The 12590-nt window shown below is 62.1% G+C and carries 11 protein-coding genes; 10 read left to right on the top strand and 1 reads right to left on the bottom strand.

Going from position 1 to position 12590, the window contains the following annotated elements; translation table 11 throughout:
• Positions 1–175: 175 nt before the first annotated feature.
• The 7 genes from ACU688_RS24010 to ACU688_RS23980 all read left to right on the top strand — a co-directional run bounded on the left by ACU688_RS24010 (position 176) and on the right by ACU688_RS23980 (position 5927).
• Positions 176–757 (top strand): alpha/beta hydrolase, encoded by a 582-nt coding sequence (locus ACU688_RS24010; RefSeq protein ID WP_124526238.1) that lies wholly within the window; start codon positions 176–178, stop codon positions 755–757.
• A 49-nt stretch (positions 758–806) separates the two neighbouring features.
• Positions 807–1727 carry a sigma 54-interacting transcriptional regulator gene (locus ACU688_RS24005; protein ID WP_448186630.1) on the top strand — a complete coding sequence of 307 codons (921 nt, stop codon included), beginning with the start codon at positions 807–809 and terminating at the stop codon, positions 1725–1727.
• A 144-nt stretch (positions 1728–1871) separates the two neighbouring features.
• Positions 1872–2654 carry a MetQ/NlpA family ABC transporter substrate-binding protein gene (locus ACU688_RS24000; protein WP_448186629.1) on the top strand — a complete coding sequence of 261 codons (783 nt, stop codon included), beginning with the start codon at positions 1872–1874 and terminating at the stop codon, positions 2652–2654.
• 343 nt (positions 2655–2997) lie between these two features.
• On the top strand, positions 2998–3663 hold the full coding sequence (locus tag ACU688_RS23995) for an amino acid ABC transporter permease (RefSeq protein WP_017736876.1): 666 nt from the start codon (positions 2998–3000) through the stop codon (positions 3661–3663).
• Entirely contained in the window at positions 3644–4303 is a 660-nt protein-coding gene (locus tag ACU688_RS23990) for an amino acid ABC transporter permease (protein WP_159960790.1), read from the top strand. The genes ACU688_RS23995 and ACU688_RS23990 overlap by 20 nt, the downstream gene beginning before the upstream one ends.
• Complete coding sequence (locus tag ACU688_RS23985; RefSeq protein ID WP_448186628.1) at positions 4300–5076, top strand: amino acid ABC transporter ATP-binding protein; 777 nt, start codon at positions 4300–4302, stop codon at positions 5074–5076. Before ACU688_RS23990 ends, ACU688_RS23985 begins: the two co-directional genes overlap by 4 nt.
• Complete coding sequence (locus ACU688_RS23980) at positions 5073–5927, top strand: transporter substrate-binding domain-containing protein (protein WP_017736879.1); 855 nt, start codon at positions 5073–5075, stop codon at positions 5925–5927. Before ACU688_RS23985 ends, ACU688_RS23980 begins: the two co-directional genes overlap by 4 nt.
• 124 nt (positions 5928–6051) lie before the next feature.
• Here ACU688_RS23980 and ACU688_RS23975 read toward each other — a convergent pair whose 3' ends face one another.
• Complete coding sequence (locus ACU688_RS23975; protein ID WP_448186627.1) at positions 6052–7212, bottom strand: AAA family ATPase; 1161 nt, start codon at positions 7210–7212, stop codon at positions 6052–6054.
• Between the two features lie 121 nt (positions 7213–7333).
• On the opposite strand from ACU688_RS23975, the gene ACU688_RS23970 reads away from it, so the two are divergent.
• The 3 genes from ACU688_RS23970 to ACU688_RS23960 are packed head-to-tail and all read left to right on the top strand — an operon-like array spanning position 7334 to position 12539.
• Positions 7334–8416 (top strand): efflux RND transporter periplasmic adaptor subunit, encoded by a 1083-nt coding sequence (locus ACU688_RS23970; RefSeq protein WP_448186626.1) that lies wholly within the window; start codon positions 7334–7336, stop codon positions 8414–8416.
• On the top strand, positions 8413–9483 hold the full coding sequence (locus tag ACU688_RS23965; RefSeq protein ID WP_448186625.1) for an efflux RND transporter periplasmic adaptor subunit: 1071 nt from the start codon (positions 8413–8415) through the stop codon (positions 9481–9483). The genes ACU688_RS23970 and ACU688_RS23965 overlap by 4 nt, the downstream gene beginning before the upstream one ends.
• Entirely contained in the window at positions 9480–12539 is a 3060-nt protein-coding gene (locus tag ACU688_RS23960; RefSeq protein WP_448186624.1) for an efflux RND transporter permease subunit, read from the top strand. The genes ACU688_RS23965 and ACU688_RS23960 overlap by 4 nt, the downstream gene beginning before the upstream one ends.
• Positions 12540–12590: the final 51 nt, after the last annotated feature.

Below are 12590 nucleotides of genomic sequence, written 5' to 3'. Positions count from 1 at the left end.
ACAGAGGGGATGCCATCGCAGGCAAGCCAGCTCCCACACAAGCCAGCTCCCACAGGTTGACTATCTGTGGGTTGTGAGTTTTTGGTTATTAATAAATAGCTTCTTATTCCTTAACGAATATAAAACCCGTCCCTATACTGTCCTACAACGTTAAACGCTGCAGGAGGGCACACCCATGCACAGCGAGTCGATTCGTTATCTGATCGTGCCGGGCTGGCAAGGATCGCCAGAAGATCATTGGCAAAGTCATTGGCAGAACAGCCTGCCCAACAGCGCCCGCGTGGAGCAGGCCGATTGGCTGACGCCGCGCCGCGAAGACTGGGTGGCCGCGCTGGCCGAGGCCATCGCCGCCGACAGCACGCCGGTGATCCTGATCGCCCATAGCCTGGGCTGCATCACCGTGGCGCATTGGGCGGCGACGGCGCCTGTGCAGTTCTTGCGGCAGGTGCGTGGCGCCTTGCTGGTGGCGCCGGCCGATGTCGAACGGCCTGCTTGCTCGCCGGCCCTGCGCAATTTCGCGCCGATTCCTACCGACCTGCTGCCGTTTCCGAGCCAGGTGGTCAGCTCCGACAACGACAGTGCCGTCAGCGCCCCACGGGCCCTGGAGTTGGCGCGTCAGTGGGGCGCCGAAGCCGGCATCCTCTCGGGCGCCGGGCATATCAATGTGAAATCCGGCCATCAGCGCTGGGAGCAGGGTTTTGCCTACCTCTATCGCCTGCAAAACCGCCTTGAGCACCACGCCCGCCGTAGTGCCTGAACATTTTTCAACGCCCCGTCCCTGAGTGGAGCCGGGGCGGGAGCCTGCCATGAGTCTGCATGAAACCTACGGCCAGCCACTGCTGACCTTTCCCGACGCCGATAAAAGCCCGCTGAGCATCCGCGCCAAGGCGCTGGTGTTTGTCGACCCCCGTTCGCGCCAACTGCGCGAAGACCTCGAAAGCCTCGCGCCGCGCGCCTTGCCCGTGTTGATTCGCGGCGAGACTGGCAGCGGCAAGGAGCTGCTGGCACGCCACATCCACCGTGGCAGCGATCGCGGCGGCTTGTTTGTGTCGGTCAACTGCGGCGCGATCAGCCCGACTTATGCCGACGCCGAGCTGTTCGGTTACGCCGCCGGCAGCCACAGCGGCGCCGCCAGCAGCCGGGCCGGCTGGTTTGGTTCGGCCAATGGCGGCACCTTGTACCTGGACGAGATCGGCGATTTGCCGTTGCCGATCCAGGTCAAACTGCTCGCCGCCCTGGAAAACCACGAAGTCACCCGTGTCGGCGCCCATCAGCCGAGCCCGGTGGATGTGCGCCTGGTCGCCGCCACCAGCATCGACCTGGCCCAGGCCGTGGCGGCGGGCAAGTTCCATGAGCGGCTGTTTCATTACCTGAGCGAAGGCCAGCTGGAACTGCCGGCGCTGCGTGAGCGAGTGGGCGATATCTTGTCCCTGGCGGAATATTTCCTCGGCATCTATAGCCAGCGCCTGGACCTGCCGGTGCCACTGATCAGCGACGCCGCCCAGCAGGTGCTGGAACAGCACAGCTGGCCGGGCAACACTCGCGAGCTGGAAAACGTTATTCACTTTGCGTTGCTGGTGAGCAGTGGCGACGAAATCCTGCCCGAACACTTGAACCTGCCGGTGGCGGGCTCGCCGCTGGAGCAAGTGCAGCGGATCTTCAACGCTGCCAGCCCGGCTGAGCAGGAAACGTTGAGGAACTTTCTATTTCAAAAAGCAGCTACATGAGCAAAATGGAATATCAAAGTGAATAAAAGATATTGTTCGGGAATAAAAAATCTAGGTATTGTCCGTTTCACGCCGCGATAGCACATCGCTGGCACATCACATAACAAGCGGCCGTCACCGACGCCCCGGAATTAAGGACACTGCATGAAAAAGGTTCTGTTGTTTACCGCGCTGGCGGCTGCCCTGACTGCAAGCTTCGCCCAAGCCAACGAGAAACTGGTGGTTGCTGCCACGCCGATCCCGCACGCGGAGATCCTTGAGCTGATCAAGCCGACCCTGGCCAAAGAAGGCGTGGACCTGGAAATCAAAGTCTTCACCGACTACGTACAACCCAACGTCCAAGTGGCCGAGAAGCGTCTGGACGCCAACTACTTCCAGACCCTGCCGTACCTGGAAAACTTCAACAAGGGCAAGGGCACCAACCTGGTGACCGTGGTCGGCGTGCACGTTGAACCGTTCGGCGGCTACTCGAAAAAGATCAAGAAAATCGAAGACCTGAAAGATGGCGCCACCGTGGCCATCCCGAACGAAGGCTCCAACAGCGGCCGTGCCCTGTTGCTGCTGCAAAAAGCTGGCGTGATCACCCTGAAAGATCCGACCAACGCCCTGGCCACGCCGAAAGACATCGCCAGCAACCCGAAACACCTGAAATTCAAAGAGCTGGAATCGGCCCTGCTGCCACGCGTGCTGGACCAGGTTGACCTGGACCTGATCAACACCAACTACGCCCTGGAAGCAGGCCTGAACCCAGCGAAAGACGCGCTGATCCTGGAAAGCTCGGATTCGCCGTACGTGAACTTCCTGGTGGCCCGCCCGGACAACAAGGACAGCGACGCGATCCAGAAACTGTCCAAGGCCCTGACCAGCCCGGAAGTCAAAGCCTTCATCGAGAAGAAGTACAGCGGCGCGGTCGTGCCGGCGTTCTGATGTAGCTGAAAACCCCCTTCAAGGTTTCAACGCCGACGGCTCCCACAGCGTCGGCGTTTTTTATTGGGCCTGGAATACGCTTAAAACTGTGGGAGCTGGCTTGCCTGCGATAGCGGTGTATCAGCCAGACCATCTGTATCTGACAGACCGCCATCGCAGGCAAGCCAGCTCCCACAGGGGATTTTTGCAAGTTTGCGGCAGTTAGGTTTTTGCGTGATATCAATATGCTATTTGGGTATTTAAATATTTGTTTTTATACCTTTAAAGTCTGCGCTACCCGACGTTACCCACGCCGGATCGAACCGCGCACGCCGCATTACCCCTGCGGCGTTTTGGACTGCCGATGACCTTCGATTTCGCATTTATCCTCACCACCCTGCCGGCGTTTTTAAAAGCCGTGGGGGTGACGCTGCAAGTGGGCCTGATCGCCATCGCCACCTCGCTGTTGGTGGCGCTGATCAACGCCGCGCTGCTGGTGTTTCGCACGCCGTACCTGTCACGCCTGGTGGCGCTGTACGTGGAGCTGGCGCGCAACACGCCGCTGCTGATCCAACTGTTTTTCGTCTACTTCGCGCTGCCGGCCCTGGGCTTCAATATCTCCGGGTTCTGGGCGGCGATCATCACCATGACCTTCCTCGGCGGCGCCTACCTCACCGAAGTATTGCGTGCCGGTGTGGAAGCGGTGCCGCTGGCGCAGATCGAGTCGGGCAAGTCCATCGGCCTGTCCGACTGGCAGCTGCTGCGCCATGTGATCCTGCCCCAGGCCGGCATTCTCAGCCTGCCGGCGCTGTTCGCCAATTTCATCTTCCTGCTCAAGGAGACCACCGTGGTCTCCGCCGTGGCGGTGCCGGAGATTCTCTACACCACCAAGAGCTACATCGCCCTCTACTACAAGACCTACGAAATGCTCGCCGTGCTGACGCTGATTTGCGTGCTGCTGTTCTTGCCGCTGTCGCTGCTGCTCAGCCGTCTGGAAAGGAGGCTCCAGCATGGCCAGTTCGGGTCTTGAGTTGTTGTGGGTGTCGTTGCCGCAACTGGGCAAGGGCGCTGCGCAAACCCTGTCGATTTCCTTCTTGAGCATCGCCTTCAGCACCGTCGGCGGCGTGCTTTACGGCGTGCTGCGCACCTTGAACAACAAGCTGATCAACGCGGTGTTGCGGGTGTACTTGGAACTGTTCCGCGCGATCCCGGTGCTGGTGTGGTTGTACCTGCTGTTTTTCGGCCTGCCGATTTTCTTCGGCCTGAGCATTCCGAGCTTCTGGTGCGCGGTGCTGGTGCTGTCGCTGTGGGGCGCCAGTGAGGTCGGCGAAGTGGTGCGCGGCGCGTTGCATTCGCTGCCCCGGGGCCAGCGTGAAGCGGGCTTGTCGATTGGCCTGTCCGATCCGCAGCTGTACGGCTATGTGCTGCTGCCCCAGGCACTCAAGCGCATGACGCCACCGACCATCAACGTCTACACGCGCATCATCAAGACCAGCTCCCTGGCGGTGCTGATCGGCGTGGTGGACGTGATCAAGGTCGGCCAGCAAATCATCGAACGCACCTACGAATCCGTGTTGATTTACGGCGTGCTGTTCCTGTTTTTCTTCTTTATCTGCTACCCGTTGTCGGCCGCCTCCAAGGTGCTGGAACGGCGCTGGGCCCAAGCATGAGCGCATTGATCGAGTTTCAGGGTTTCAACAAATATTTCGGCGAAGCGCAGGTGCTCAAGGGCATCGACCTGAGTGTGCAAAGCGGCGAAGTGGTGGTGATCCTCGGCCCCAGCGGCTGTGGCAAAAGCACCTTGCTGCGCTGCCTGAACGGGCTGGAAGTGGCCCACAGCGGTAGCCTGCGTTTTGCCGGAAACGAGCTGTTGGACAAAAAAACCGACTGGCGCCAAGTGCGCCAGGACATCGGCATGGTGTTCCAGAGCTACCACCTGTTCCCGCACATGAGCGTGCTCGACAACATCCTGCTCGGCCCGCTGAAGGTGCAAAAACGTGACCCCCGCGAAGCCCGCGAGCAAGCCGAAAAACTGCTGGAGCGCGTGGGCCTGGCCGACAAGCGCGACGCCTTCCCGCGCCAGCTCTCGGGCGGCCAGCAGCAACGCATCGCCATCGTCCGTTCGCTGTGCATGAACCCGCAAGTCATGCTGTTTGACGAGGTCACCGCCGCCCTCGACCCGGAAATGGTCAAGGAAGTGCTGGAAGTGATCCAGGGCCTGGCCCGCGATGGCATGACCCTGCTGATCGTCACCCACGAAATGGCCTTCGCCCGCGCCGTCGCCGACCGCGTGGTGTTTATGGAGGCCGGTCGCATCCTCGAACACAACACCCCCGAGGCATTCTTTACGAACCCGCAGACCGCACGCGCGCAGCAGTTCCTGGAGAAGTTCTCCTTTGTTTCAACACTGCCCAAAAAGACCAAGGAACTGGAGCTGACATGAAAAAACTACTGCTGCCACTGTTTGCCGTCGCCCTGCTGGCCGGCTGCGATAAAAAGGCCGAAGAGCCTGCCAAACCCGTCGCCGCTGCCGCGAGCGCTATCGACAAGATCAAGGCCCGCGACAAGCTGATCGTCGGCGTATTCACGGACAAGCCGCCGTTCGGCTTTGTGAACGAAGCCGGGCGCTACGTGGGTTTTGATACCGACATCGGCCGCCAATTCGCCAAGGATTTGCTCGGCGATGAAAACAAAGTCGAATTCGTCGCGGTCGAGCCGGCCAGCCGCATTCCGTTCCTGCAAAGCGACAAGGTCGACCTGATCCTCGCCAACATGACCGTGACGCCGGAGCGCAAGGAAGCGGTGGACTTCACCAACCCCAACCTGAAAGTCGCGGTGCAGGCCCTGGTGCCCAACGACAGCGTGGTGAAAAGCCTGGATGACCTGGCGACCCGCACCACCATCGTGACCACTGGCACTACCGCCGATATCTGGCTGACCAAAAACCACCCGGACTGGAAACTGCTCAAGTTCGAGAAAAACTCCGAATCGCTGCAAGCGCTGTCGGCGGGCCGTGGTGATGCGTATGCGCAAGACAACCTGGTGCTGTTCAGCTGGGCCAAGCAGAACCCGGGCTACCGCGTGCTGGAAGAGAAACTCGGTGATGAAGCGCCTATTGCGCCAGCGGTGAAGAAGGGCAACATCGAACTGCGCGACTGGGTGAATGCCGAGTTGGCGAAGTTGGGCGAGGAGAAGTTCCTGCTCAAGCTGTATGACCAATATGTGCGCAAAGAGCTGAGCGATGACACCAAGCCTGAGAGTGTGATTGTTGAAGGCGGTAAGTGGCAGGGTTGATCCCTTGCTTATGCGGTGAATGATCTACCGCTATCGCAGGCAAGCCAGCTCCCACATTTGAAGGTGTTCACCGTGCAAAATGTGGGAGCGGGCTTGCCCGCGATGAGGCCCTCCCAGTCACCCCCTATTCCGGCCAATGCCAAGCCGGCGCATCCAAAATCCCCTGCCCCACAATCCGCGTCTCCCCCAAGACCTTCTCCAGCACAATCGAATTGCACCCTTCATCCTGCTGCAACGCCGCAATCAACCGGCTGGCATGGGACACCACCCACACCTGGCACAGCCGGGACGCCTGGATAATCAAGCGCGCCAACGCCGGCAACAGGTCCGGGTGCAAGCTGGTTTCCGGCTCGTTAAGCACCATCATGGTCGGTGGCCGTGGCGTCAGCAGCGCCGCGATCAGCAACAGATAACGCAAGGTGCCGTCGGACAACTCCGCCGCCGACAACGGCCGCAGCAAGCCTTCCTGATAAAACTCAATTGCAAAGCGCCCACCCTGCAACGGCTGGATATTCAGGCGGGCGCCGGGGAACGCGTCGCTGACCGCGCGCTGCAATGCCTCGGGGTCGCCAATCTCACGGATGGTCTGCAACGCCGCCGCCAGGTCGCGCCCATCGTGATGCAGCACCGGCGTGCGCGTGCCCAGTTGCGGCTGGCGCACGGGCGCGTCCACATCGCTGCGAAAGTGATCATAAAAGCGCCAGCCGCGGATGTTTTCCCGCAGGATCAGTACCTCCGGCGAGCCACGCAGGCTGCCGACCTGATCGAACAGGCTGTGGTAGGTCGGTGTGTGCTGGGCCAGCACATCCCAGGCGCGCCCCTCCCGGGCACGTACCATGGGGCCGGAGCGCTGCACCAGCAGGCTGGCTGGACGATAGAGGTGGCCGGCCCAGATGCATTCCTTTTTGATCTCGGGGTCCAGGTAAAAGTAGCTGATACCCGGTGAAGGCAGCCCCATGGAGATGGCGTAGCTGAAGTCTTCGCCGGCGAACCCGAGCCGCAGGCGTTTGGTGCTGTTGCGCGCGCTGGCTTGTATCGGCACCTCGCCCTCACGCATACGCTTGCTGATAGTCTCTGGCCCGGCCCAGAAGGTCGAGTCCAGCCCGCCCTCACGGGCCAGCGCATTGATCACCCCGCCTTGGGCGGTTTCCGCCAGCAGGCGCAGGGCGCGGTACAGGTTGGATTTGCCGCTGCCATTGGGGCCTGTCACCAGGTTCAGCCGGTCCAGGGGCACCACCAATTTATTGATCGAGCGGTAATTGGCCACCGCGAGGGTCTTGAGCATGGGCATTCAATCATTGGGGGAACCGCTGGAGTATGGGAGCCTGCATACAGTTTAGGAACCCTCAACTAAGCTCACAGTCGCATACACATCTGGTTTATCGCATCACGCAAAAGGAGCCTGCATGGGCGGTCGTATTTGCACCTGTATTTTCGGACTTGGCCTACTGACGCTTCTAAGCGGTTGCGGTGAGGAAAAGGCCGAGCCCAAGCAGCATTCACGGGTCTTTGTGCAGACCGTGCAACCGGCGGATTTCGCCGCGGCGGTGACTCTCACCGGCGACATCCAGGCCCGCGTGCAAACCGATCTGTCATTTCGCGTCGGCGGCAAGATCATCCAGCGCATGGTCGATGTGGGTGACCGCGTCAGCGCCAAGCAAGTGCTGGCCAAGCTCGACCCCAAGGATTTGCAGACCAACGTCGATTCCGCCCTGGCCCAGGTCGTGGCCGAACAGGCGCGTGTCAAACAAACGGCGGCAGCCTTTGTGCGCCAGGAAAAACTCCTGCCCAAGGGCTACACCAGCCGCAGCGAATACGACGCCGCTCAGGCGGCCTTGCGCAGCAGCCAAAGCGCCCTGGTCGCCGCCCAGGCTCAATTGGCCAACGCCCGCGAGCAACTCGGCTACACCGCATTGATTGCCGACGCGCCCGGTGTGATTACTGCGCGCCAGGCCGAAGTGGGCCAGGTGGTGCAGGCCACCGTGCCGATCTTCAGCCTGGCCCAGGATGGCGAGCGCGATGCGGTGTTCAACGTCTACGAATCGCTGCTGGTGGAGCCACCGCCCGACGCGCCGATTACCGTGAGCCTGCTGGATAACCCCAGCATCAAGGCCCAAGGCAAGGTCCGCGAAGTCACCCCGGCCGTGGCCGCCAACACCGGCACCGTACAGGTGAAGATTGCCCTGGAGGCGCTGCCCAAGGGCATGCAGCTGGGCTCGGTGGTCAGCGCCACCGCCAATGGCCCGGCCAAACCGAGCATCGAACTGCCCTGGTCGGCCCTGACCAAAGACCTCAACGAACCCGCCGTGTGGTTGATCGACGGCGACGGCAAGGCGCAGTTGCACAAGGTCAGCGTGGCGCGTTACCTCACCGGCAAAGTCATCGTCAGCGAGGGCCTCAAGGGCGGCGAAAAGGTCGTGGTGGCCGGTGGGCAATTGCTCCACCCGGGCATGCTGGTCGAGATTGCCCAACAAGGAGCCCAGCCATGAAGCGCCTGACGGTTTTGCTCACCGCCAGCCTGTTGCTCGCGGCCTGCTCCAAGGAAGAGGCGCCGCCCGAACAGGTGCGCCCGGTGCTGTCCATGGAAGTGAAAGCCGAAGACCAGGCCAACCTCGGCCGCTTCGCCGGCACGATCCAGGCACGCTATGAAAGCAACCTGGGTTTCCGCGTACCCGGGCGCATCGCCCGGCGTGCCGTGGATGTCGGCGCCGAAGTGGAGCAGGGCGCCTTGCTTGCGGTGCTCGACCCCACCGACCAGCAAAACCAGCTGCGCGCGGCCCAGGGCGACCTGGCCAAGGTGCAGGCGAAATTTATCAACGCCCAGGCCAACGCACGCCGCCAGCAGGAGCTGTTCAACCGTGGCGTCGGCGCCCAGGCTCAGTTGGATGTGGCCCAGACCGACCTGAAAACCACCCAGGCGTCCCTGGATCAAGCCCAGGCGGCGGTCAACCAGGCCAAGGACCAGCTCAACTACGCCGAACTGCGCACCGACCACGCCGGCATCGTCACCGCCTGGAATGCCGAAGCCGGCCAGGTGGTCAGCGCCGGCCAGCAAGTGGTGACCCTGGCCCGCCCGGACATCAAGGAAGCGGTGATCGACCTGCCGGCTGGTCTGGCCGAACGGCTGCCGCCCGACGTGGTGTTCCTGGTCGCCGGGCAACTCGACCCGAGCGTGCACACCACCGCCATCGTGCGCGAGATCGAACCCCAGGCCCAAAGCGCCACGCGCACCCGTCGTGCGCGCCTGACCCTGGCCGAGACCCCGCCAGCCTTCCGCCTGGGCACGGCGATCAGCGTGACCCTGAGCACCGCCATCGCGCCGCGCATCGAAGTGCCGCTGAGCGCGTTGCAGGAGGTCGATGGCAAAACCCGCATCTGGCTGCTCGACACCCAAAGCCGCACCGTGCAACCGCGTGACATCACCGTCATCAGCCGTGACGCCGGCAGCGCCGTGCTCAACGGCGGCGTCAAACCCGGCGAGCGCATCGTCACTGCCGGCGTGAACAGCCTGAAACCCGGGCAGACAGTCAAAATCGACGAGGACAGCCCGCGATGAAAGGCAGCTTCAACTTATCCGACTGGGCCCTCAAGCATCAGTCCTTCGTCTGGTACCTGATGTTCGTCGCGCTGCTGATGGGCGTGTTCTCCTACATGAACCTGGGCCGCGAGGAAGACCCGTCCTTCACCATCAAGACCATGGTGATCCAGACCCGCTGGCCCGGCGCGACCCAGGAAGAAACCCTCAAGCAGGTCACCGACCGCATCGAGAAAAAACTCGAAGAGCTGGATTCCCTCGACTACGTGAAAAGCTACACCCGGCCGGGTGAGTCAACGGTGTTCGTGTTCTTGAAAGACACCACCAGCGCCAAGGACATCCCCCACATCTGGTACCTGGTGCACAAGAAGATCGACGACATTCGCGGCAGCTTCCCCCAGGGGTTGCAGGGGCCGTCGTTCAACGACGAGTTCGGTGATGTGTTCGGCTCGGTGTACGCGTTTACCGGCGACGGCCTGTCGATGCGCCAGTTGCGCGACTACGTGGAGCAGGTGCGCGCCGAGATCCGCTCGGTGCCGGGGCTGGGCAAGGTCGAGATGATCGGCCAGCAGGACGAAGTGATTTACCTGAATTTTTCCACGCGCAAACTGGCCGCACTGGGCATCGATCAGCGCCAGGTCGTGCAAAGCCTGCAATCGCAGAACGCGGTGACGCCCGCCGGGGTGATCGAGGCCGGGCCGGAGCGGATTTCGGTGCGCACGTCCGGGCAATTCGCCTCGGAAAAAGACCTGGCCGACGTCAACCTGCGGCTCAATGACCGCTTCTATCGGCTGGCGGACATCGCCGAGATTAGCCGTGGCTACGTCGACCCGGCGCGGCCGATGTTCCGTTTCAACGGCACGCCGGCGATTGGCTTGGCCATCGCGATGCAGAAGGGCGGCAATATCCAGGCATTCGGCAAGGCCCTGCATGAACGCATGGACGAACTGACCGCCGACCTGCCGGTGGGCGTTGGCGTGCACAAGGTCTCTGACCAGGCGGAAGTGGTGGAAGAGGCCGTCGGCGGCTTCACCAGTGCACTGTTTGAAGCGGTGATTATCGTGCTGGTGGTGAGTTTTATCAGCCTCGGCCTGCGTGCCGGGCTGGTGGTGGCGTGCTCGATCCCGTTGGTGCTGGCGCTGGTGTTCGTGTTCATGGAATACAGCGGCATCACCATGCAGCGCGTGTCGCTGGGCGCGTTGATCATCGCCCTCGGCCTGTTGGTGGACGACGCCATGATCACCGTGGAGATGATGATCACGCGCCTGGAAAAAGGCGAAACCAAGGAACAGGCGGCGACCTACGCCTATACGTCCACGGCGTTCCCGATGCTCACCGGCACGCTGGTGACGGTGGCGGGCTTCGTGCCGATTGGTCTCAACGCCAGCTCGGCGGGCGAATACACCTTCACCCTGTTTGCCGTGATCGCCGTGGCGATGCTGGTGTCATGGGTGGTGGCCGTGCTGTTTGCACCGGTGATTGGCGTGCATATCCTCAGCGCCAAGGTCAAACCCCACGATGCCGAGCCTGGGCGGATTGGTCGCGCGTTCAACGGCGGCATGCTCTGGGCCATGCGCAACCGCTGGTGGGCCATCGGCATCACCGTGGCGCTGTTTGTGGCGTCGGTGTTTTCCATGCAGTTCGTGCAGAACCAGTTCTTCCCGTCGTCGGATCGCCCGGAAATCCTGGTGGACCTGAACCTGCCGCAAAACGCCTCGATCAACGAGACGCGCAAGGCCGTGGACCGCCTTGAAGCGATCATCAAGGACGACCCGGACATTGCGCGCTGGAGCACGTACATCGGCCAGGGCGCGATCCGTTTCTACCTGCCGCTGGACCAGCAACTGGAAAACCCCTACTACGCGCAACTGGTGATCGTCAGCAAGGGCCTGGAAGAACGCGGTGAGTTGATAAAACGCCTGCAGAAGCGCCTGCGCGATGACTTCGTCGGTATCGGCAGCTTTGTGCAACCGCTGGAAATGGGCCCGCCGGTGGGGCGGCCGATCCAGTACCGCGTGTCCGGCAAGGACATCGACCAGGTGCGCAAACACGCGATCGAACTGGCCACGCTGCTCGACCAGAACACCCACCTGGGCGAGATCATCTACGACTGGAACGAACCCGGCAAAGTGCTGCGGGTGGACATCGCCCAGGACAAGGCGCGGCAACTGGGGTTGTCGTCGGAAGACGTCGCACAGTTGATGAACAGCGTGGTCAGCGGCGCCTCGGTGACCCAGGTGCATGACGATATCTACCTGATCAACGTGGTCGGCCGCGCCGAAGACGCCGAGCGCGGCACGCCGGAAACCTTGCAGAACTTGCAGATCGTTACGCCCAACGGCACGTCGATCCCGCTGCTGGCGTTCGCTACGGTGCGCTATGAGTTGGAACAGCCGCTGGTCTGGCGGCGCGACCGCAAGCCGACCATCACGATCAAGGCGTCGGTGCGCGATGAGATGCAGCCGACGGATCTGGTGAAACAGCTGGCGCCGACCATCGACAAATTCAACGCCGATTTGCCGGTGGGCTACAAGGTCGCCACTGGCGGCACCGTGGAAGAAAGCGGCAAGGCCCAGGGCCCGATTGCCAGCGTGGTGCCGTTGATGTTGTTCCTGATGGCGACGTTCCTGATGATCCAGTTGCACAGCGTGCAGAAGATGTTCCTGGTGGCCAGCGTCGCGCCGCTGGGGCTGATCGGCGTGGTCCTGGCGCTGATCCCCACGGGCACGCCCATGGGCTTTGTGGCGATCCTCGGCATCCTCGCGCTGATCGGCATCATCATCCGCAACTCGGTGATCCTGGTGACGCAGATCGACGAGTACGAAGTGGCCGGTTATTCACCGTGGGACGCGGTGGTGCAAGCCACCGAACACCGCCGCCGCCCGATCCTGCTGACCGCCGCGGCGGCGAGCCTGGGCATGATCCCCATCGCCCGTGAAGTGTTCTGGGGGCCGATGGCGTACGCGATGATTGGCGGGATCATCATTGCCACGCTGTTGACGTTGTTGTTCCTGCCGGCGCTGTATGTGGCCTGGTACAAGATCCGCGAACCAAAGCCGGAACAAAAGGCCGAATGAGGTCAAAAATGTGGGAGCGGGCTTGCCCGCGATAGCAGTCTGTCAGTCAAC

This window comes from Pseudomonas acericola (SeqCode) (assembly GCF_053456465.1).
Note: the sequence above shows the minus strand (reverse complement) of the source record. Positions and strands in the feature narration are given on the sequence as shown.